General features: G+C 61.0%; 16 protein-coding genes and 1 pseudogene. 7 read left to right on the top strand and 10 right to left on the bottom strand.

Annotation, left to right across the window (positions count from 1 at the left end; all coding sequences use genetic code 11):
* Positions 1–71 precede the first annotated feature (71 nt).
* Together IPM54_32380 and IPM54_32375 are read left to right on the top strand one after the other, a co-directional pair.
* On the top strand, positions 72–1679 hold the full coding sequence (locus IPM54_32380; GenBank protein ID MBK9264474.1) for a ribonuclease J: 1608 nt from the start codon (positions 72–74) through the stop codon (positions 1677–1679).
* Positions 1676–2608 carry a CHAD domain-containing protein gene (locus IPM54_32375; protein ID MBK9264473.1) on the top strand — a complete coding sequence of 311 codons (933 nt, stop codon included), beginning with the start codon at positions 1676–1678 and terminating at the stop codon, positions 2606–2608. Before IPM54_32380 ends, IPM54_32375 begins: the two co-directional genes overlap by 4 nt.
* Before the next feature lie 135 nt (positions 2609–2743).
* On the opposite strand, the gene IPM54_32370 is transcribed toward IPM54_32375, so the two are convergent.
* On the bottom strand, positions 2744–2959 hold the full coding sequence (locus tag IPM54_32370) for a hypothetical protein (protein ID MBK9264472.1): 216 nt from the start codon (positions 2957–2959) through the stop codon (positions 2744–2746).
* On the opposite strand from IPM54_32370, the gene IPM54_32365 reads away from it, so the two are divergent.
* Positions 2958–3638, top strand: a complete 681-nt coding sequence (locus tag IPM54_32365; protein MBK9264471.1) for a hypothetical protein — start codon at positions 2958–2960, stop codon at positions 3636–3638. The genes IPM54_32370 and IPM54_32365 overlap by 2 nt on opposite strands.
* A gap of 77 nt (positions 3639–3715) precedes the next feature.
* Here the strand turns inward: IPM54_32365 and IPM54_32360 are convergent, their stop codons facing one another.
* Positions 3716–4915 carry an acetyl-CoA C-acyltransferase gene (locus tag IPM54_32360; GenBank protein MBK9264470.1) on the bottom strand — a complete coding sequence of 400 codons (1200 nt, stop codon included), beginning with the start codon at positions 4913–4915 and terminating at the stop codon, positions 3716–3718.
* 293 nt (positions 4916–5208) lie between these two features.
* Between IPM54_32360 and IPM54_32355 the strand changes: the two genes are divergently transcribed.
* Complete coding sequence (locus tag IPM54_32355; protein MBK9264469.1) at positions 5209–7494, top strand: response regulator; 2286 nt, start codon at positions 5209–5211, stop codon at positions 7492–7494.
* On the opposite strand, the gene IPM54_32350 is transcribed toward IPM54_32355, so the two are convergent.
* The 6 genes from IPM54_32350 to IPM54_32325 form a co-directional block, all read right to left on the bottom strand.
* Positions 7487–8758, bottom strand: a complete 1272-nt coding sequence (locus tag IPM54_32350; GenBank protein ID MBK9264468.1) for an SUMF1/EgtB/PvdO family nonheme iron enzyme — start codon at positions 8756–8758, stop codon at positions 7487–7489. The two genes, IPM54_32355 and IPM54_32350, sit on opposite strands and share 8 nt — an antisense overlap.
* Positions 8755–9750 (bottom strand): L-histidine N(alpha)-methyltransferase, encoded by a 996-nt coding sequence (egtD, locus tag IPM54_32345; protein MBK9264467.1) that lies wholly within the window; start codon positions 9748–9750, stop codon positions 8755–8757. The genes IPM54_32350 and egtD overlap by 4 nt, the downstream gene beginning before the upstream one ends.
* A gap of 112 nt (positions 9751–9862) precedes the next feature.
* On the bottom strand, positions 9863–12718 hold the full coding sequence (locus IPM54_32340) for a beta-propeller fold lactonase family protein (GenBank protein MBK9264466.1): 2856 nt from the start codon (positions 12716–12718) through the stop codon (positions 9863–9865).
* 23 nt (positions 12719–12741) lie between these two features.
* Positions 12742–15054, bottom strand: coding sequence for a metallophosphoesterase (locus IPM54_32335; GenBank protein ID MBK9264465.1), 2313 nt, complete (start codon positions 15052–15054; stop codon positions 12742–12744).
* A gap of 7 nt (positions 15055–15061) precedes the next feature.
* Positions 15062–15973: a tetratricopeptide repeat protein gene (locus tag IPM54_32330; protein ID MBK9264464.1), complete on the bottom strand. Its 912-nt coding sequence runs from the start codon at positions 15971–15973 to the stop codon at positions 15062–15064.
* A gap of 13 nt (positions 15974–15986) precedes the next feature.
* Positions 15987–17663 carry a hypothetical protein gene (locus IPM54_32325; protein ID MBK9264463.1) on the bottom strand — a complete coding sequence of 559 codons (1677 nt, stop codon included), beginning with the start codon at positions 17661–17663 and terminating at the stop codon, positions 15987–15989.
* A gap of 349 nt (positions 17664–18012) precedes the next feature.
* Between IPM54_32325 and IPM54_32320 the strand changes: the two genes are divergently transcribed.
* The 3 genes from IPM54_32320 (at position 18013) to IPM54_32310 (ending at position 21828) form a co-directional block, all read left to right on the top strand.
* Entirely contained in the window at positions 18013–20163 is a 2151-nt protein-coding gene (locus IPM54_32320) for a hypothetical protein (GenBank protein ID MBK9264462.1), read from the top strand.
* Positions 20164–20343: 180 nt separating this feature from the next.
* The gene (locus IPM54_32315) at positions 20344–20820 is read left to right on the top strand and encodes a DoxX family protein (protein ID MBK9264461.1); all 477 of its coding nucleotides are present in this window, start codon (positions 20344–20346) and stop codon (positions 20818–20820) included.
* A 54-nt stretch (positions 20821–20874) separates the two neighbouring features.
* The gene (locus IPM54_32310; GenBank protein MBK9264460.1) at positions 20875–21828 is read left to right on the top strand and encodes a hypothetical protein; all 954 of its coding nucleotides are present in this window, start codon (positions 20875–20877) and stop codon (positions 21826–21828) included.
* Positions 21829–21860: 32 nt separating this feature from the next.
* On the opposite strand, the gene IPM54_32305 is transcribed toward IPM54_32310, so the two are convergent.
* The gene (locus tag IPM54_32305; GenBank protein MBK9264459.1) at positions 21861–22286 is read right to left on the bottom strand and encodes a proprotein convertase P-domain-containing protein; all 426 of its coding nucleotides are present in this window, start codon (positions 22284–22286) and stop codon (positions 21861–21863) included.
* 150 nt (positions 22287–22436) lie between these two features.
* Positions 22437–22781, bottom strand: a pseudogene (locus tag IPM54_32300) (proprotein convertase P-domain-containing protein).
* Positions 22782–22832: the final 51 nt, after the last annotated feature.

Genomic DNA, 22832 nt, shown 5'->3' with positions numbered 1-22832 from the left:
TGTCGAACGATTCGGCGAGAGACCACGCGTCGCTTCGCATCGTCCCCCTCGGCGGACTCGGCGAGATTGGGATGAACTGCATGGCGTTCGAGCAAGGTGACGACGTCTTGCTCGTCGACTGCGGCGTGACGTTTCCAACCACCGATCTGGGTATCGACGTCTATCACCCGCGGTTCGACCATCTGCTCACGAACACGGGTCGAGTGCGCGGCGTCGTGCTGACGCATGGCCACGAAGACCATATCGGGGGCTTGCCGTACCTTCTGGCACGCATCGGTGCAGACGTGCCGATCTGGGGGCCTCCGCATGCGCTGGAGCTGGCACGACAACGGCTCGAGGAGCACGAGCTGGGTGGCGGTCGGGTGCGCCTTTTGCCCATTTCACCGCGGAAGACGTACGAGGTTGGATCGTTTGCGTTCGAACCGATTCGCGTCACGCATTCCATCGTCGACGCGGTGGGTCTCGCCATCCGTACATCGGCGGGGCTCGTCGTTCACACGGGCGACTTCAAGCTCGATCCGAGCCCGCCCGACGGCGAGTTGACCGACGAAGCTCGTTTCTCATCGCTTGGTGACGAAGGTGTCGAGCTGCTTTTGTCCGACAGCACGAACGTCGATTCGCCAGGTTGGTCGATGAGCGAGCGCGAAGTTGGCGACACGCTCACCGGCATCATCGAAAGTGCGAAGACGCGCGTGGTCGTGGGGATGTTCGCATCGAACGTGCAGCGGCTGTCGGTGCTTGGACGCGTTGCCGTGCAGACGAAAAGGCGGCTCTGCTTGCTCGGGAGAAGCGTGCAGAATCACGTGCGAGCGGCGATTGCATCCGGGCGCATTCGTTTCCCGAGCGATCTCGTCGTTCCGCCCGAGCTCGTCGGTTCGCTTCCTCGAGAACGCGTGCTCTGCATCGCGAGCGGCACGCAGGCGGAACGCATGTCGGCGCTCGTGAAGCTCGCAGCAGGCACGCATCCGCTTCTGCGGCTCGATCCAGGCGACGTCGTCATTCTTTCGAGCCGCATCATTCCTGGAAACGATCGGCCCGTGTTCGACTTGATGGGCGAGCTTTTGCGCATGGGGATCGAACTGCGCACGTGGATCACCGATCGCCGCGTGCATGCGAGCGGGCACGCGCATCGTGACGAGCAAACGCGCATGATCGAGCTCACTCGGCCGCGAGCGTTTCTGCCGATTCACGGCACGTACCATCACTTGGTGCGCCATGCCGAGCTCGCGCGAGACGTCGGCGTATCGGACGTGGCCGTGGCCGAGAACGGAGAGGTCGTCGAGCTCGACGCGGGCAAGAAGCTCAGCAAAGGAAAGCGTGTGCCCGTGGGCAAAGTGGCCACGCACGCCGGCGGGGATCTGCCCGATGAAGTGATTCGTGAACGCGCCTCGGTGGGTCGTACGGGGATCGCGTTCGTTACCGTGGTTCTCGATCGCCGAGGCTCCACCGCCGCACCACCACGTGTCGTGCAGTACGGCGTCATCGATCACGCCGAAGGTGCATCGGATGTTCTCCGCGCCGCAGCCATCGCCGTTTCGCGCGCGATTGGCGATGCCGATCCTCGCGTGCGCTCGCAGGATGAAACCCTCGCGGATATCTGCCGCTTGGCTGCTCGACGCACCATCGAGCACAAGACAGGACGACGTCCGGTCGTCATGGTCTCCATATCTCGCGTATGAACGAAGCAGTAGCGGCCCACGTCCTGCTCGCCACTGCTCTTCGACGGCTCATCGTGACGGCCCGAGACACGAAACAACGCGTGCTGGTCTCCGCCGAAGATCGAGGCTGCACGGACGACGAGGCGCTGCATGACTTTCGCGTCGCCTTGCGGCGAATGCGCACGCACTTGCGCACGGCACGAAGGGTTTGGAATAGCAAACGTATCGAGCGTATCGAGAACGAGCTTCGGTACTACGCCCGCGTGACCGGAGCGCTGCGTGACGACGAAGTTCTGCACGGCACGCTCGCATCGCTCGGTCTGCCGCAGATCGCCGCTGACGAAGTGAATGCTTGGCTTGCGCGTCGAGCGCACGCGGCACGCTCGGCACGCCGCTCCATCTTGCGCATCGTTCGCGAAGGACCATCCAATCGAGAAGCGGATTCGGCTGGCAGCAAAAGAATCCGTCCGCTCGACGACGTGCTCGACAAACTCGAACGGCTCCTCGATGTGGAGCCGCAGCAACCGCTCGCAGCAAGTGAGGCAGCGCGAGACGCGATCGAGCGGGCGCTTCGAGACGTCAGGCGAGCTGCGCAAGCCGAAGTGGACGACGCTGATGCGATGCACGCGCTCCGTATTCGGGAGAAGCGCCTGCGATACACGGCGGAGCTGTTTGCAAACGAGCTTGGGGAAGAAGCGCAAAAGCTCCAGCAGCAAGCAACGCGCATGCAACGTCGCCTCGGTGAATTGCACGACCTCGACGAAGCGCTTGTCGTGGTCACTCGTGCGCGCAGTCTCGCCAGCGCCGCGAAACAAGCGACGATCGCCGCGTTGCGAGGGGCGAGGAGCGTGCGTGCGGCAAAAGTCGAGCCGCACTTGATCGAGGCGCGAGGGGCCGGCGCGCACCTTGCGTCGGCGTCCAACGACCCCCTTCCAAGCCCGTCCTCGTGATACCGTTTTGCCTACTTTTTGGCCGGGCTGACGTGTGCCCAAGCGAGGTGATGTCGTGCGACGCTCCGTGATAATTTCTTCGATTTTTCTTCTTGCGGCAGGCTTGATCCAATTCGCGTGCGTGCAGGACTTCGATCAGTTCGAACCCAATCCGAACGATGGTGGCAGCGCCGGCGCGGGAGAAAGCAGTAGCAGCAGCAGCGGCATGGGCGGCATGGGCGGCGGCTCGTCCTCGTCTTCGTCGTCTTCATCCTCGTCGTCGAGCAGCTCGAGCGGCGGAATGCCCTGCAGCAACAATGGCGACTGCCCGAACGACACGGATTGCATCAACTGGTCCTGTAGCAATTCCATGTGCGTTCAGATGTTCATCAACCAAGGCGAGATCGTCGATGATCCCACCAACGGCGACTGCAAGGCTGATGCTTGCGACGACATGGGCAACATCGTCACGGTGAACGACGACAGCGATCTCCCACCGTTCGACGGCAACATGTGCACCACCGAAAGCTGCAACAACGGCACGCCCATGGTCACGAACGATCCGGTCGGGTCAAACTGCAACGGGGGCGTGTGCAACGCCATGGCCATGTGCGTCGACTGCGTAGACGATGGCGACTGTAACGATGGGGCGAACCCGAGCTGCGTTCAGGAGCAGTGCGTCTCGTGCAGCGACGGCATGCAAAACGGCGACGAGACGGGCATCGATTGCGGCGGAACCAAGTGCAAAAAGTGCAACGGTGAGACGTGTGCAGCGAACAACGAGTGCAGGAGCAACGACTGCGCCGACGGCGTCTGTTGCAACAATGCCTGCGACACCGCGTGCAAGTCGTGCAACGTCAACGACGCGACCAAAGGCACGTGCACGAACATTCCGCTCGGCATGACCGACGACGCGCCTGCCTGCGACGGTACGAGCGTCTGCAACGGGGCCGGCGCTTGCAGACTGAAGAACGACGAGCCGTGCATGAACAACGGTGAGTGCGCGAGCAACAACTGCGCAGGCATGATGACCAAGACTTGCCAGCCTTGAGAGCCGGTGCGTCGGGACAACCGTTCGTCCCGACGCACTCCTTACCCGCTTACATCAAGACAAACTGCCGCACGACATCACGCGCGCTCGAAGAGCGTCGCGATGCCTTGACCCACGCCGATGCAGAGCGACGCCAAGCCGAGCGATTTGTTCTGCGCACGCATCGCATGCAGGAGCGTGCACGCAATACGCGCTCCCGACGAACCAATCGGGTGCCCGAGCGCAATCGCTCCACCGTTGACGTTCACGCGCGCCGGATCGAGCCCGAGCGTGCGGATGCATGCAAGCGACTGCGCGGCAAACGCCTCGTTGAGCTCCACGAGGTCCACGTCACTCGCACGGATCCCCAGCCGCTTGCACAGCTTCTCGACCGCGGGAATGGGCCCCTCCCCCATGTAACAGGGATCCACTCCGGCCGTTTGACTTGCAACGACACGCGCCATCGGCGTGATCCCTGCCCGCTCGATCACGTCGCTCGAAACAAGCAGCAAGCCCGAGGCGCCGTCGTTGATCGGCGACGAGTTACCCGCCGTCACGGAGCCGCCCTTGCGAAACACCGGTGCGAGCTTCGCGAGCGCTTCGATTGATGCGTCCGCCCGAATGCATTCGTCACGGGCAAACATCACGGGATCCCCTTTTTTCTGCGGCACGGGAACGGGCAGCACCTCCGCCGCGAACGCGTTTTCTTGCCAAGCGCGAGCCGCCTTGCGGTGCGACTCGAGCGCGAAGCGGTCCTGATCTTCACGCGAGATGCCGTGCTTCTGCGCCACGTTTTCCGCCGTATCGCCCATGGAAATCAGCGGGAAACGAGCCTCCATGCGCGGATTCGGATAACGCCATCCGAGCGTCGTGTCGTACACCGGCGGCGGCGTGCGATCGAACGCGGCTCCCTGCTTCGGCATGGAGAACGGCGCGCGCGTCATGCTCTCGACACCGCCGGCGATCACACAGTCCGCTTCGCCCAAGGCGATGAGCCTGGCTGCATCCGCGACGGCTTCGAGGCCCGAGCCGCAGAGGCGATTGACGGTGACCGCGGGCACTTCATAAGGAAGCCCGGCCAAGAGCAGCGCCATGCGCGCCACGTTGCGGTTGTCTTCACCGGCTTGATTGGTCGCGCCAAACACCACGTGATCGAGCTCGGCTGCGACACCTTGGTTACGAGCGACGAGCCCCGAAATGACGTGGGCGGCCAAGTCGTCGGGACGAACGGTTGCTAGACCTCCGGCATAACGGCCGATCGGCGTGCGAACCGCGTCGATGACGAAGACCTTGCGCAAACTGTTTTGGGCGATCATGCGGCGAATCTAGTACCGTATCGCGACGAGTCGCAAAGGCTTCCACGTGCGGGACGTAAAAGAATGGCAGCGCGACCGCCAGCGGGGGGCACTTTCGAGCGTCGTGGACACAGCGCGTCCGCAGTCGTGCTCTCCTGCCCCCTTGGGATGATTTTGTCGACGCACGACGACTGAACCGACGCTATTATGGAGCTTGCACGATATTACCGGGGGGTATCTGCGCATCGACGCAGCACATTATGACACGCAATGGGCACTCAGCTCGGAACCGAGCATTGGCGTCTGGGTCAACCGACGATGAACATTCGGCTGCTGCTCGCAACATCGAGCGGCTCGAGCAGGCCAAGGCCGCTGCTGAAGAAACGACGGCGCGCCTCATGGCGCTTCAACGCATGACCGCCGATCTCGCGGATGCAAAGAGCCGCGTGACCGTGGCCGAGATTATTGTCGATCACCTCGGGGCCATGCTTCCGAACTGCAAGGCCATGGTGGCGACATTGTCCCCCGGCGCCGATTACGTCGATTGCGTTCGGGGCATTGGACATTCTCGAGAATCGATCGATCGATACGATCGAAAATCTCTGTCATTTTCATCGCCTTTGACCGACGCCATTCGCCACAAAGCGCTGGTCATTCTCGAAAGTGCCGAGGACTATCGCACACTCTATCCGGCGCTGGCATCGATGCCAGGGAGCGAGGACGTCGATAGCGTCGTTGCAGTGCCATTCCTCGTCGATGGTCGCGCCATCGGAGGTATGGCAGTTCGCTTTTCCCCCTCGAAATACCGCAAGGCCGAAGATCAAGACTTCATTCTTCACGTCGCGCGAACATGCACACAATGCCTCGAACGCGCGTGTCTGCACGAAGCCGAGCGCGCAGCGCGGGCGGAAATCGACACGGAACGACGGCGCCTCGGTCTGCTCGCGGAAGCAAGCGCGGTGCTGAATACTTCCCTCGACGCCTCCGCCATTACCGATGCGCTGGCCCATGTCACGGTGCCGAGCTTTGCTCACTCTTGCTTGATTTGCACGGTGACCGGTGGCGGCGCAGCGCAGTTCGAAAACGTCGTTCACGAGGATCCCGAGCAGGAAAAACTCCTGCGTGAAGTATTCACGGAGCACCCGCTCGACCCGCATCACCCGCTCAGCGAGGCCGCGCGAACCGGCAAACCTCGTCTTCTATCGGATGTCGATGACGACATTTTGAGGACCATTTCGGCCAACGAACGACATCTCGATATCCTTCGCGGGCTCACGCCGCGTTCGGTCATCATCGTTCCGCTCATTGCGCGAGGTGAAACCGTCGGCGTGCTCGCCTTCGGCAATTCGCAGGGTCAATTTAGTCCCGCCGACGTGGTATTTGCCGAAGAAATTGCGCACCGAACGGCAATGGCGCTCCACAATGCTCGCCTCTATCACGAAGCGCAGGAGGCCAACCGCGTCAAAGATGAATTTTTGGGCGTCGTGTCCCATGAATTGCGCACCCCGCTCAATGCCATTCTCGGCTGGGCCCGTATGCTACGCACCGGAGCCGTGCGCGAAGGCGCCCAACCGCGCGCGCTCGAAGCCATCGAACGAAATGCCAGCCATCAGGCTCGACTCATCGACGACCTGCTCGACGCCTCCCGTATCACCGCGGGCAAACTGCGACTCGATGCAACCATCGTCGACCTCGGCCAAGTCGTCGAAGCTGCCATTCAATCGGTTTCGCCCGGAGCGACGGCCAAAGGTATCCGCATTCAAACGACGTGCGAATCGACCAGCCTTCCCGTCTTTGCCGATCCGAGCCGCCTGCAGCAAATCGTCTGGAACCTCCTTTCGAACGCCATCAAATTCACGCCCAAGGAAGGCGCCATCGACGTGCGCGTCCTGCGCGACGGCGACGAAGGCTTGATTCGCGTGTCGGACAATGGCCGCGGAATTCGAGCCGACCTCATACCACATATTTTCGACCGATTCCGTCAAGGCGATGGCACGCTGACGCGTAATTCAGGCGGCTTGGGATTGGGCTTGTCCATCGTTCGACATCTCGTCGAAGCGCATGGAGGCACTGTGCAAGCGCATAGCCCTGGTCTCGACATGGGCTCCACGTTCACCGTACGTCTGCCCATATCCAAACCGAAAACGATAACTCCGCCAAACCCCATCGCCGCGACGCAAAAACAAGACGGCAGAAAACTCACGGGCCTTGGCATTCTCATCATCGACGACGAACCCGATGCACGTGAAATCCTCGAAGAAGTGCTGACCATCGCAGGCGCATCCGTCAAACCCGCTGCCGACGCAGCCGAAGCCATTCGCATTTTGAATGATTTCACGCCGGACGTCATCATTTCCGATTTGGCCATGCCCGGTGAAGATGGTTTGTCACTCATGCGCAAGATACGCGCTCGAGCGCCCGACCGCGTAGCGAGCGTCCCCGCCATTGCGCTCACTGCGTACACGCGCACCGAAGACCGCGTTCTAGCGCTCAATGCAGGCTTTCAACTGCACGTGCCAAAGCCGGTCGATCCCACCGAGCTCGTCGCGACCGTCGCGAGTTTGCGCACGCTGATTACGTGAAACAAACGCGGAACTTCGTAAACGCATACGGATAGTTGCTCCGATACCAATTACGAAAACTGCGCCGCAGAAAAACGGGGTCGGTCGCCCACGATGCACCGAACACGACGTCGTGCTCACCATCGAAAAAGTCCGCGGAATAACCTGGATACGATCGAATGTACGGCTTGAACCCAGGCCGCGGCAAAAACGGCGTACACGTCCATTCCCAGCCATTGCCCACGAGCTCCTCGACACCGAATACGCTCGCACTCGCAGGATGACGACCCGTGGGTGACGGGTACCAGCGCGAAAAACCAAAATCGCCGGCCTCTCGATCGCGCGAAACATCACTCCATGGCCGCATTCTCTCGTGATCATCTCCGTAAGCTGCTCGATGCAGGTCCGCCTCCGTCGGCAAACGACCTCCGCGCCAAGCACAATACGCCCATGCCTGCTCGCGAGATACTTGCACGGGCCACCCCTCGGCCAGCTCGAATGGAACCAGACCAAACACGGTCCTCACGAATAGCTCTCGCCATTGCTTCAACCACCCTGCCGGCAACCATCGTTCGTCGAGCTGATTTGATTTGATGAATTCCAACCAGTCCCGATTACGAACGGGCAAAGAGTCGATCCGAAAGGCTGGAACGAAAATTTCTTCTTTGCCAAATTCATTGTCCCAACCAAATTCGACATCATTGAATTCAGCGCCAACCGCCGCCATTCCAGCAGGCACTTCCCGCAATTCCGGTTTTTTTCCCGGACCATCTTCGGGTGGCAACGCCCATTTTGGACGAACGAGCGTCCCTTCGGGACACTGGGCCAACATGTACATGAGCGTCTCGTGGTGCATCAGCTCGTGCTCGATCGCCACGTGCAAAATGCGCCCATGCTGCCCCAACACGTCGTCCACAGCTCGCAAGACTTCGGGGATACGCTGCCGAATGGCGCTCCTCACGCGATCGCGATACGTTATGACTTCGCCAATCCCGGGCCAACTCGATATCGATTGCTCGCGCGCTCGATCGTCGTCGGCAGGATCGATTCCGCGCTCGAAAAGCGTATCGAACGACGGGTCGAGCTGTCCTTCGCCCAGAAATGCGTTTCCCACTTGGTTCCACGCGAACGCGGGCAAATGCCCGAGATAAAAAAGAAAAGGGTGTCGTAGCGATATGGGCCGCTCGAGCAGCCTGTCCGTGGGAATCAAGTTAAAAATCTCGTCCGAGCGAGACCATGCAGCATCGAAGGCGCGCTCGAAGCTCGAACATGCATCGTCGTTCATGCGTCGGTTCTCCGCAAAAGTGCCACGGCAAAAAGCAATTCGGGATCCGAATACCAACCGACGACGGACAAACCCGCATCGCGGGCGCTCGATTCGAGCGACTGGCGCGTGAACTTGCAACTGATTTCCGTACGGATTTCCGCACCTTCGGACAGATCCAAATCGAGATCCAATTTTTCCAGGCGAACTCGGCTCGGACGCGTGGCCACGAGACGCATTTCGATCCACGCATTTTCAGCGTCGTAACACGCTCGGTGCCGAAACGCCCCAACGTCGAAGTTTCCCGCAAATCGACGATTGAGTACCTCGAGCATGTTGATGTTGAACGCCGCCGTCACCCCTTCGGGATCGTCATACGCAGCCTCGAGCCGCGCCTTGTCTTTGACCAAATCGATGCCCACGAGAAACGTGTCCGTCGAATCCATTCCCCGGGAAAGCTCGCGCAAAAACCGCCGCCGCTCGTTCGGATCGAGGTTGCCAATCGTCCCGGCGAAAAACACCACGAGCCGCCCGCCGGGTGGACCCAAATCGGCCAAACCCTGCACGAAATCGCCCACGATGCCGCGAAAACGGATGTTCGGATAGTCCGCCCCGAGCCGCGTTATCGATTGCCGCAAAAACAATTCGTTGATGTCGAGCATCGTGCACGTCCGCTCGGCATCGCGCGTGGCCCACGCATCGAGCAACAATCGAATTTTCCGCCCAGCTCCGCTGCCAAGCTCGATGATGTGACGCGGCGACGCAACCTGCATGATGGCCGCGCCAAACTTCTCGAGAATGGATATTTCCGTGCGCGTTTGGTAGTACGCGTCAAGCTCGGTGATTCGCTCGAACAGCGCACTACCAACGTCGTCGTAAAAATAGAGCGGCGGCACTTCAGGGAGCGGCCGCAGCAGCGATTCGCGCAGAACCGCCCGTTCGTCCGGTCCGTCATCCGTAGAAACCCGTAAAACGTCGACAAACGTCAGCCCATCCGTGGTCGTTCCGTCCATGACTCGGCGAACTTAACACCCACGGAGTCCAGCGTGTCAAGAATTGTTTGCACGCCAAATGTTCGGAACCGAACGATCGAGTTTGCCTTAGGGTTTGTCCAGGGGGTTTGTCTCACATGGGGACGATCTTGAACACGACGCCGGGAATGTTGATTCCCGGTCCTCCAATTCGCAGCGTCCCTTCGACGAGCGAAATGGTTTGCGTCGCCTGGTCGACCGTTTTCACGGTTCCCATCACCAATGCTGCGTCCCCTACGCCGGACGGGCTGATGGGCAATGCAAAGCTCTGCATGAGGAAATTGCTGCCATCGACGCGCGCCCATACCTGTTGACGCTGCTGGCTGCCGAAGAGAACAGGTTTTATGATGAGCGTCATGCCTCCGGGGTGTGGTGTATCGACGGCTTCGAGCATGTAATCGAGCGGCGTGAGCATACCGCCGGGGCCAGGCACGGTCACCGTCATCTTCATGTTCTTCGGCCATGCAGCAATCGCCGGCTGCGCAACCTGGAATTCCGACTTGCGTTCGGCTGACAATGCGCCGCCCGATTGAAATGGCAATCCCGGAAGAGCTCGGAATCGGTAAAACTGCCCAGCAGAGAGCGGCGCGGCGGGGATGAATTCGACCCGACCTCCATCGACCTCCACGGATCCCGCGACCTTATCACCCGACGCGGTTTCGAGGACGACATAGTCTGCCGCAACTTGCGCGGCGGTTTTTCCGGGCACCGAATCATCGATGGGATCCGCAAACGCGACGCTCGGGCGAACGTTCGGATACACGCCCTCGGCGCTGTCGATGTCCGGCCAAATCCCCAATGGATGCGCACCCTTCGGCGAGAGCTCGTAAAGGAATTGCACCAAGTCCGCCTTTTCTTCGGGCGTGAGCACCACTTTCACGTAGTCCAGGGCAACATCGGCTGCGGCTTCGAGCGACCGAGCTTGACCCTTTACGAAGTAAATGCCGTGCCGATATGCGCCAAGAAGCGAAGGCACGTCCGCAGGTTCCCCCGATTTGCCTTCCGGAATGAATTCGCGTGTCGTGTAAAGCGGCGTCAGATGGCATGCGTAGCAGCCCGCTTTCCCATTGAACAATTCTTCTCCGCGCAGGCCGGCTTCCGTGAGGCTCCCATCGAGGCGCGTGCGGCCCGTTTCACGCGGCGCTCCAAGAAGCGAGCCCAAGAAAGCCTTCAGGCCCAATGCTTCTTCCGGCGTCGCTGGACGTGCGACGATGGAGCTTGGCCCCTGATAACCAAAATTGTCGGTGCTCGACACGTACGCGCCCCATTCGAGTGGCGTCGTCGCATCGAGCAACTGCAATGGACGCGCATTGTGCCAAATCTGCGGACCAAAACGCCAAACCATTCCGTTGTTCTGCGTTTCGATATGGCAGCTCGAACAAGAATGATTGGCCGCAAATCCATTGCCCGGCCGCGTGAACACGCGTTCGCCGAGCGCCACTTCGGCGGGACGAGGATCCTCGGCGACGGGCAATTGTTGAACGACCGCACCCGCCGCATCGAGAATGGTCACGTCGTGACTTTGGTAGGAATGCACCGCAATGCGATCGCCCACGGCCACGAGCGCGCGAGCACCCTGCCCCACGACCGTGCGCGCCTTTTCTGCAAGCGTCGCACGATCGAGCGCGACCACGATGTCCGACGATTCCGATGACACCCACAAAGTATCCCCCACGGCGAGCACGCCCGAAGGATTGACGACCGGCCCGCCGGATCCCATTTGACGCGTCAGATCCGCTCGACGCAGCACCGTCGCATATCCGGGTTTGCCCGGGTCAGCCCCCACGACGACCACTTCGTGCACGAACGGCACGGCCATGGGGTCCGCTTGCGAAGGCTCCGGATCCCCGTCGGTCGCTGCAATGTAGAGCTCGGCGCCGTCGTCGGATATGGCCATCGCGCGCAGGTCCGCCGAAATGCCCGTGATCGTCTCCGTTACTTTGTTCGTCTGCGTATCGATGATCCAAACGTCTTGATCGTCGTTCGGCCCGTACGTGCCGCGCGTATCCTTGATTTTGTTCCCCGAACGATACGACGCGACATAAAGCCGACTGCCGTCTGGGGAAAGCACGACCGCTCGCGGATCGAACCCAACGTCGATCCGCGCCGACACTTCGCGTTTTTCCACATCGACCACGGCCACTTGACGCATCGTCGCGAGCGACACGTAAAGCAATTTGCCATCCTTCGACATGGAAAGACCCACCGGCTCGTCACCGACCCACAATGCATCTTCGAGCACTTTTCGCGTGCGGTCGATGAATCCAACGGTATCGCTGCCGCGATGTGCGACGACCACGTAATTGCTTTGCGGATGATGGGCAATGGCGGCGGGCCAACTGCCCACGGGAATTTCGTCTTGCTTTTTCCACGTGCCATTCGCGCCAGCAGTCAACGTCGTCACGGTGTACGACGCGCCATTGGCAATCCACAATTCCCCATCGACCGCAGCCGCGCCATAAAGCGGCGTCAAGTGATGATTGCGAAACCGTTCGGCAGGCGTCCGAGCAACGACGCGAAGCACGACACCCGTATTGGCCGGGTCGTTGAGCGTGAGCAGGTAATCACCGGGAAGGTCCGGGGTGAATCGAGGTTCGGGGGCACCGCGCATCCATGGAACGTTTTTGCTTCCAAATGGCGCTGACGCCGACTTCCATTCGATGACGGGGGAACACCCCGGATGGCTCTTGATACGCGGCAGATAAAACGTCTCTCCCAATGTGAACGAACGCGGATTCAAGAGCGGAAGAAGATCATCCGCACACGACGTCGTTATGCCGCTCGAGCTCGAGCTCGAAGCTTCTCCCGAGCCGCCCATACCTCCAGTGCCGCCCATCCCGCTGGATGTGGATCCGGCCGAAGTCGCGGCGATGGGGTTTGGATCATCCGAACAAGCAATGGGAAGAATGGCGAACGTGGCTGCGATGGAAGCGAACGTAGTTATGCGCATGATTCAAGTTCCTTGCTGCATCATCAGATAGCCGCATTTCGCCTGCGGCGCAACCACGCAACACACAGAAAGCCAAGGGCAGACCATACCGCAGCCGATCCACTTTCTCCCACGATTCGACACCCACACGTGCCCGTTTCTCCAGACGGACCATTGCCACCGGCATTCGCGCCGCCCTGGCCATTGCCTCCAACACCGGCTCCACCCGTGCCGGGATTGCCCCCAGCACCACCGGAAGCACCCGAGCCACTCGATGCATTGGGCACCGCGGTCGTGAGCGTGAGCGATAAATCGAACGACAGGTCGCTCGACGATTGGCTGATTTGTTTCACCATGGCAGCAATGACGTTTTCCCCCATCACGAAGGGATTCGGCGCAAGCGAAATGGACGCGTTGTCCACTTCGTTGTCCTGGCTTTGACCGCTCGCAAATGCACCGTACGACGTATCTCCAACATATTCGGAGAATACTTGCACGCCATTGACCCAGACGACGACGCCGTCGTCATGCAGCACGGTCAAGTCGGCTTTCGTGACGTCCCCATTCACCACGATTTTTTTGCGAAAATACGCAGATGGATGATTGGGCGATTCGTCGATGAGCGTCGTCGCTTCGTCACCTTCACCATAGCCGAATTGGCCCTTGCCCGATTTCCATGCAGCATCGTCGAATGCAACATCGAGCCAAGCCGAGCCCTGATCGGTGCCGTCGTCATGGTATTTCCATTCGCTGCCAAGCGTGATGACTTCGACAGGAGCACTAGCGGCCATCGTGAATCCAGCATTGCTTTCATCGAACACGGCTTCGTTGGCTGCGTTCGATACCCGCACGAGCGCCTTTGCCGTATCGACGGCCGGCACGGTCCACGCATGTGTGCCCGTGTTGGGCGTCGATGCAACGATCGTCGAATAGGTCTTTCCGTCATCGATCGAGTATTCGATCTTGACGTTGGGGATGCTCCCCACGGTCGCCCATTGAATGTCGTATGTCGTGCCTTTTTGCAACGTCTCGCCGCCATCGGGCGCTGCAATGACGATGCCCGTACCTTTAACCAAGGCAAACCTATCCGTCAGCGCGCCGTCCCAACGAATGTTCACGAGCGACAAACGGTTTTCCTGAATGTCCAAAATACACGAGCCATGATCCACTTCGCTGAAATACATCACCGGATGGTCCGCCGACCCCGACACCGACGCTCCACCATGCCCCGCGACGACATAGACCGTGCCCTGATGTGCCACATTTCCAGCCGATTTCACATAAGGCCCATTTCCGAGCGGTTTGCCATCGCCCGAATCGACGATATGCCCCGGCGCCATCGTCGGCGTGTCGTACGCCCCGTCGATCAAGTACGAACGCTCGTAAATATGCGAATGCCCAGCGAGCACGAGGTCCACGCCACCCGCTTCGAGAATGGGCAATGCGTATTCCCGCATGTCGATCAATCGCCCTTCGGTGTCCGAGTCGTGCGATCCCTTCGTGTAGGGAGGATGATGCCAAAATGCAATGATCCATTCCTGATTGGTCGCCGCGAGATCCGCTTGCATCCACGTCAGCATGGCCCCCGCGGGCGTACGCGGCGAATCATGCGAATCGAGCACGATGAAGTGCACGTTGGCATAATCGAATGAATAATAGGCTTCCGTGCCCGACGGGAGCCCTCCAGCTTCACCCGCTTTCGGGAGCACGTAGGCCGTATAATATGGCCCCGTCTGCGTTCCAGAATCCGAATTCGTCCCCTCGTGATTGCCGAGCGTCGGCCAGCACGTCGTATTGCGCAGCACCGTCGGATAAATACCGAAAAAGTTATTCGTGAACTCGCTGGTCGTGCCCGTATCGTAGGCGATGTCGCCCATGTGCAAATACAAATGCGGGCGATATGCTCCGACGAACGAAAACATCGCGTCACGTACGGCCCTCTGCCGCGATGAACCATTGCCGGAATCACCGACGATCCACGTGCGGAACTTCTTTCGAGCTCCCACGGTCGGGTTCGTCTCGAAATAATGATCGGCATCGCCTCCAGCGAGCACGTTCCCGGGCGAACCGACCGAGTAATAATACCTGGTATTGGGATTGAGGTTCGAGATTTTGATTTCGTGCTGCGTCACCGAAGCGGCGGCCGCTGCCACTTGACTCAAATTGTCCGGGCTCGCGCCATAACGAACTTCGCTCGCCGCCCCGACGTCCGACGTCCACACGATGGTGGTCGAATCGTGCGTCGTCGACTGGAGATAAGGCGCTCTCTCGAGCACTTCGGCGCGCGTCTCGCTCGACAGCGATGTGATGGCCAACAAGGCGGCAGCAAAACCCCAAAGACTCGACCGTCGTTTCATGTCCGGTTCACTTTCGATTCGTTATTTTGTTGATTTCATCGAGCAACGTGCGAGCTTCTTCGAGTTTGGGCGACCGAGCCATCACGCCTTGCAGCTCGGTGATGGCTTCTTGTTTGCGCCCCAGCGCAAGGAGCGCTTTGGCGCGCGATATTCGAGCGAGATCCGTAGGGCGGCGAGACAGGCGCGCGTCCACTTCGCGCAATGCTTCTTCCCGATCTTTGCGGGCATGTTCGGCACGGCCCGCCGCCGCATGCTGCTGCGCTCGGAGGAGCAGCCATTCGGTCTTGACAGGAAGCGCCGGTAAAACTTCGTCGATGAGCGCGATGGCTCGATCGTAATGGCCTCGTTTGCCTTCGGCTCGGACGAGCGCCAATCGAAGGACGATGGCACCCGACAACACCCGCAATCCCTCTTCATAGCCTCGAACCGCAGCGTCCCAATGCCCGAGCGCTTCATCCATGCGGCCGCGAGCCAAAAACAATTCAGGATCGGGTTTCAGGACGACTGCAGCCGCATAGTCCGACCGAGCTTCGGCGAATCGTTTTGCCTTTTCGCGGATTTTCCCGCGCGCTTCGAGCGCTTTGACCGATGGTGGACCCGACGCGAGATAAACACCCAGGGCCGCCTCGGCTTCTTTCGAATCGCCTTTTGCGGCGAGCGTGAGCCCTCGTTCGAGAGCGATTTCACGTCGCGTCGGATCGAGTTTATGCGCAGCCGCGAGGTCGTCGAGCGCCACGACGAACTTGCCCTCGCGACGGTACAGCGCGGCGCGCTCGATGTAGAGCGACGCATCTTTGGGGTGCTTTTGGATTTTGATATCGAGCGCCACGATTTCGGCGCTCACGCCCTCGTGCGCAGCCGCTGGTATCGCCGATAGCGATACGATGGCGACCACGCACGGAGCGAGATGCTTCAACATGGCACGTCGCGAATCAGGGGCACGCGGCGGACGCAACGAGCACGTCGTCGATGTTCCATTGGCCGCGAGAGAATGCGCCGGTCGATCCGACATTGAATCCCCAGCGAACTCGCATATTTGCATTTTTGTGCGCCGTAATGTCGTACACCGGCGTTTGCCAGGACGTGTCGGTCACTCCAGGTGAGCCGAACGTTTCCCAAACGACCACCCAGCTCGAGCCGTTGTACACTTCGATCACGTTCTTCATGTACGGCGTATAGTCGCTCGTGAGCCACCGTCGGAATTGCAGGAATACTGCAGGCGCATTTGCCGTATTGATGACGGGGCTCGTCAGGTAATAGTATGGGTGCGTGCTCGACGTCGCTGCGCATGCACCGATGGCAACGCCAGCGATGCCATTGTCCGATGTCGGCGTCGTATCCGTACCGGGATCGTAACCGCTGCAGCCCGACACGGCGGGCGCGATCTGCCATTCCGTATCGAGCGTCCAGCCGGCTTCGTTGTCCGCGAAGTCTTCGATGAAGTACGTCGTCGGGCCGCCGATGCAATTGAGCGCTCCACTTTGGCATTGCGTCGTGCCGCCGCATCCGCACGCGGCGTTGCCGCCCGGGTTGTTTTCATCGACCATGCCATCGCAGTTGTCGTCGAGGCCGTTGCATAGCTCGGGATTCCCGAGCGAATCGGGCACGCACGCGATCGCGCCGCCATTGCAATGCTCGATGCCCGTCGCGCAAATGCCGGGCATGCCCGTCATGCACACGGCGCCACCTTGAGGATCGTCTTCGTCCGTCACGCCGTCGCAATCGTCGTCGAGACCATTGCACATTTCGGGCGATGCGGGAATGTCCGGATGACAATCGATGACGTTGAACTTGCACGAATAGGTACCTTGCGAACACACACCCGCAAGCCCGGTCCCGCAAGCCGTGCCCGTGCCCGCGATGTTGTCGTCCGCCATGCCATTGCAATCGTCATCGACGCCATTGCAGATCTCCGTCGTCGGCATGACGTCTTGCACGCACATGGGTGCGCCCATGAGGCAATCGGTTTTCCCTGCCGCGCATGCGCCGGGAACGCCGGTATCGCACGCGCTTCCTTTGCCGGGATACGTTTCATCCACGAGCTGATCGCAATCGTTGTCGAGCCCATCGCATAGCTCGGGAGACGGATTGCCCGGGACGCAGCTATTCATCTGCCCGTTTTCGCACACCAATACCGTTGCGCCGCAAGCACCCACGCCGCACGACGTCGTCCCCATGTCGTCGACGAGACCATTGCAATCGTCATCCACGTTGTTGCACGTTTCGGTGCCGGGAAGCACTTCGCCCATGCACGGTCCCCATTCGCCGGCAAGGTTACATGTCTGCTGCCCACCGATGCAAGCGCCCACGCCGCTCGTGTTCATCGGCCCCGAATAACAGTCTTGCGTTTGACCATCGATGCACGGACAGTCCTCGTCGACTTGCTCGTCGCAATCGTTGTCCATCCCGTCACATTGTTCGGCTTCGGGAATGCACGAAGGGCCGCCGCCGCCACCTTGGCCGGCCTCCCCTCCTGCGCCGCCAGCTCCACCTTCGCCCCCAGCGCCGCCCGTTGCCAAGGGAGACGAATCGACCGTCGGACTACAGCCCGCGGTGAACAGTGCGACGCAAGAAATGGCAAGCAACGTGGGAGAAACAATCAAGCGCATGGTTTCCTCCGATAGAATCAAGGGCGAAGCACGCCGAAGCAGCCGAGCCCCAAATGGCGCCGCGCGTCGTCATCGACCCGAGCGCACAACGTTGTCATCTTCTCAGGGTTTTTCGGAGACGTAAAGGGGCCTGATTGTCAATCTGGGGGGATCGAGAGCGGGCCTTGATTTGTACGCTCGCGCAGCGCACGTGGGACGCGCGCTGCGCGAGGCTTGTTTACGATGGGGGGCCCGAGACTCACGGTCGAGCACGCGCACCGGCATTGACCGCCAGTGAACGTTTCACGTAGCCTCGTGGAAAGCTCGGATGGGACTTTGTGCCCTGGGCGATTCGAGCGTGGAGCGCGACATGAGGATTCGCAAACTTCGGCAATGGGCTGCGGCGACCATCCTGGCCACCAGCATTTTTGCAGTCGCTGATCATGCGCTCGCCGCCGTTCCGCAAACCATCACCAACCAAGGCCGGCTCTTCGATGTCGATGGCGCGCCCATCGATGGATCGCTCGAAGTGGTGTTCGCCATCTACGACACGGTGGACGCCACGGTGCCCATTTGGAGCGAGACGCACTCGGTCTCCTTCGAAGAAGGCTACTACTCGGTTTCGCTCGGCTCGAAGAACCCGTTTGGGGACAAAATATTCGACGGATCGCTGCGCTATTTCGGAATCACCGTCGGCAGCGAACCCGAGCTTCTGCCTCGCGCGCCGATACAAAGCGTGCCCTATGCGCTTCTCGCGCAGGATGTCAACGGTGACATTCATCCGACGAGCGTTTCCATCGGGGGCACGGAAGTCATCAACAACAATGGCGAATGGGTTGGCCCGCCCACGGGGCTCGTGGGGCCGACCGGCGCGACGGGTGCGACGGGTCCACAGGGTGCGGAGGGTGCCGCAGGGCCCGCCGGACCAACCGGTGCGGACGGTTTGCCTGGGCCAACGGGTCCGCAAGGGGACATTGGACCGATGGGACCGATGGGTCTGCAGGGTGATCCGGGGCCGATGGGCCCAACCGGTGCAACGGGCGCTCAGGGAGAGACCGGCCCTACGGGACCGATGGGTCCGATGGGGCCAACGGGTCCGCAAGGGGACATCGGACCGATGGGGCCGACAGGGCCAATGGGACCGCAAGGGGACATCGGACCGATGGGTCCGATGGGGCCAATGGGACCGCAGGGGGACATGGGGCCCACCGGGGCCACCGGCGCTCAGGGTCCACAAGGAGCCATGGGCCCCACGGGGCCTCAAGGGGAGGTCGGACCTACCGGGCCTATGGGTCCGACAGGGCCTCAAGGGGAGGTCGGACCTACCGGACCCCAGGGCGACGTGGGCCCCACGGGGCCTCAAGGTCCCATCGGACCTACGGGCGCTACCGGTGCGCAGGGACCGCAGGGCGACGTCGGGCCCACCGGGGCCACCGGCGCTCAGGGTCCACAAGGAAACATGGGCCCCACGGGGCCTCAAGGGGAGGTCGGACCTACCGGGCCTATGGGTCCGACAGGGCCTCAGGGGGAGGTCGGACCTACCGGACCCCAGGGCGACGTGGGCCCCACGGGGCCTCAAGGTCCCATCGGACCTACGGGCGCTACCGGTGCGCAGGGACCGCAGGGCGACGTCGGGCCCACCGGGGCCACCGGCGCTCAGGGTCCACAAGGAAACATGGGCCCCACGGGGCCTCAAGGGGAGGTCGGACCTGCCGGGCCTATGGGTCCGACAGGGCCTCAAGGGGAGGTCGGACCTACCGGACCCCAGGGCGACGTGGGCCCCACGGGGCCTCAAGGTCCCATCGGACCTACGGGCGCTACCGGTGCGCAGGGGCCTCAAGGTCCCATCGGGCCCACCGGGGCCACCGGCGCTCAGGGTCCACAAGGAAACGTGGGCCCCATGGGGCCGCAAGGTCCCGTCGGACCTACGGGCGCTACCGGTGCGCAGGGGCCTCAAGGTCCCGCTGGGCCCACGGGTGCTACCGGCGCTCAAGGTCCCCAGGGCAACGTCGGACCTACCGGGCCGCAAGGTCCCGCCGGTCCCACGGGCGCAACGGGTACGACCGGCCAAGCCGCGGCGTATGCCTGGGGCACCGGGTCATTGACCACCACCACGTTCACGTTCGCGGATGTCCCGGGCCTCAATACCACGATCAACGTCCCCGCCTCAGCGGGCGGCAGCTTCGTCTACATCGAGACCGACGGCGGGGTCGTCCCGGCATTGACCTGCACCGTGACGAGCTGCAGCGTGGTCGTGGACATCCAGCTCATCGTGGATGGCGCCGCGCTCCCGCACGGTGGTTTCCAGCGCCTGTATTGCCTCAACAATGCTGCCAACTGGCAGAGTCCCACGGCTTTCTGGGGCATGGGACAGGTCGTCAACCTTGCGCCCGGAACGCATACCATCAAGGTGCAAGCGAGGCTTGCGGGTTCGGTCAATGCACCCGGCGGGGCCCTCGTCAGCGCGGGCGATGCCTCCATCATTCAAGGTGCGCTGAATGCGCTCATTCTGAACCAGTGAACCTGAAAGACACCCGCCCGGTATTCTCTCGAATGACAGTCGCATGAGTACCGCTGACCGAGTTTCGAGCCAACGTCTGCCCGCTCGATCATGCTCGCCTTCGAGCGCTTCTGCACCCAATGCCGGATGCCGCCGCAGCCCGCAGACACATAGATTTCACCGAAGCGGGAGGAGCTAAGCATGAATTCGGACGGCTGGCTTCGCAGGTTTTTCGCCACCGACGCATCGAATTCCGCACTACTCATTCAGCGTGTCGTGCTGGGCGTCGTCATGTTTCCTCATGGCGCGCAGAAGGTCCTTGGCTGGTTTGGAGGTCAGGGATTCAGCAAGACCATGGAAACCTTTACCATGATGCAGTTTCCTGCGCCCATTGCGTTTCTCGTGATCATCGGGGAATTCTTTGGCGCGCTGCTGCTCATATTGGGTCTCGCGACGCGCCTGGCCGCTTTTGGCATTACCTTGATCATGCTCGGCGCCATCGTCTTGGTGCACGCTCCGATGGGTTTTTTCATGAATTGGCATGGAGCGAAATCGGGTGAGGGATTCGAATATCATCTACTCACCCTGGCGCTCGGGATTCCGCTCGTAATTTGGGGCGGCGGTCGTTATGCCTTGGACTCGATGCTGGCCAAGTCTTCCCCTGCGTCGAAGTCGTGAAAACACAGCGTTTGTCGTTGCGAGCCTCGCGCATTGCGATATCCTCACGAGGCCATGAGTCATCGTTCCCTTTCGACCTTCCTTCGGCAAGCGATAGCGATCGAAGGTTCGATTACGCCCTACGTGATTCCGCACGTCCTTGCGTGCGGCTTCATCGCCTCGATCATTTGCCTCGTCAGCGACGCCATCGAATCGCGGTTCCAAGTCGCCATCGCGCTCGAAGTCGGGCCGCACGAGATGGCGGGTGCCGCGCTTGCGTTGCTCCTCATTTTGCGCACGAATGCGGGGCATGATCGCTGGTGGGAGGCGCGTAAGATATGGGGTGTGATCGTCAATCAATCGCGCAATCTTGCGATCACTGCGCTTTCGTATGGCCCGGCCGATCTGGACTGGCGCAGGCGCATGGTGAAATGGGCGGCGGTATTTCCGCACATTGCGCGTGCAAGCCTCCGGGGCGAACGTCCTGGCAGCGAAGTCGAGGCGCTCGTCGGCGCTGAAGAAACGAGGCGGCTTGGGGCATCGGGTCACATGCCGTCGTTCGTCGCGCAAAAGCTGGCCGAGCTCTTGCGAGAAGCGCGTGAAAAACACGGAATGGATGCGTTCGCTTTCATGCAGGCGGACAAGGAGCGAGCGCAGCTCATCGATCACATCGGCGCGTGCGAACGAATTCTGAAGACGCCCTTGCCACTCGTGTATGCCATCAAAATCAGGCGTTTCATTCTATTTTTCCTGGTCTCTTTGCCTTTCGCTCTCTTGCACAAGATGGATTCTCAATGGGCGGTGCCGGTCGTGACGATGCTGGTTGCGTATCCATTGACGTCGCTCGATCAAATCGCGGTGGAGCTGCAAAATCCGTTTGCACTGGGGAACTTGAGCCACTTGCCGCTCGACGACATTTCCGCGACGATCGAGCGGAACGTGCACGGGCTGCTTGGGGCCGAAGAGAACACGACGAGCGTTGCACCGAAAGCGAAAGTGGAATTGGGACGAGCGCAGCTCGAGTCGTGAGGGCGATGAAGCGAGCTGCAGGGTGAGGTCGGCTAATTACCGCAAAGCGCAATGGTCCACGATTTCAACAAGCCGGCAGCGCCGCTGTTGTCGTCCGCGACCTTGAGCGTCCACGTGCCCTTCGACGTTTGAGCAGTCACGTTGGGGAGGACCCCCGTCGGCGCGTAAACTCCACGGAACGGAGCAGTCCCCGACGCAATCGGCGTTGCTGCACCAGCATCGAAAACCGTCGATACATAATCATCGCCGCTCGAACCGACATTCGCGCTCAACGTGACCGACGTGCCCGCAGGCGAGATGAGTGTCGTGATGAGATCGCCGACGACCGAGTGGGTAATCGAGTTGACCACGACAACCGCTCGGGTCACCGTGTAGGCATCGCCCAGGTTGATGACGCTTTGAACACCGGCCGACAAGTTATCGGGAATGAGCAACGGGCCGTCGGTGGACGATTGCATGATGGTCACTTGGCCCGGTGGGCACGTGAATTCGAGCTGACAGGTCGATGAGCAACCGTCGGCGCTCGTCGTATTGCCATCGTCACAGGTTTCTCCGGGTTCCACATAACCATTGCCGCAGACCGTCGTGACGCTCGGGTCGATGCAAAGGGCGAGGCGCCACGAATTGAGCGTCCCGACCGTCCCTGTCGTGCCATCGCCGACGTGCAAACGCCAGGTGCCCATGGCGGTTTGATTTGCAAAACCAGCCGCATTCGAAATGGTCTGTGCAGGCCTGAAGCGACCTGTGTACGGCGCTGTTCCACCGGTGATGGCGATGGCCGCATCGTCGCTGAATATCGTGGCAGTCTGGTTGCTGCCTGCGAGTCCCGAAGCGAGCAATCGCCGGACGCCGTAGGGAGAATCGAGGAAGGCGAAGACTTGGGAATTCGACGCATGGGTGATACCGAGCGACGCAATGACCTTTCGCACGACACCAGGCTGGGCGACGTCCATCGTGCTGAATACGCCGTTCGGATTTTCGGGAATGGACGTAGCCGTCGTATT

The sequence above is a fragment of the Polyangiaceae bacterium genome, assembly GCA_016715885.1.
GTDB lineage: Bacteria > Myxococcota_A > Polyangia > Polyangiales > Polyangiaceae > Polyangium.
The sequence above is the reverse complement of the archived record's forward strand: the minus strand, read 5'-3'. Positions and strand labels throughout refer to the sequence as shown.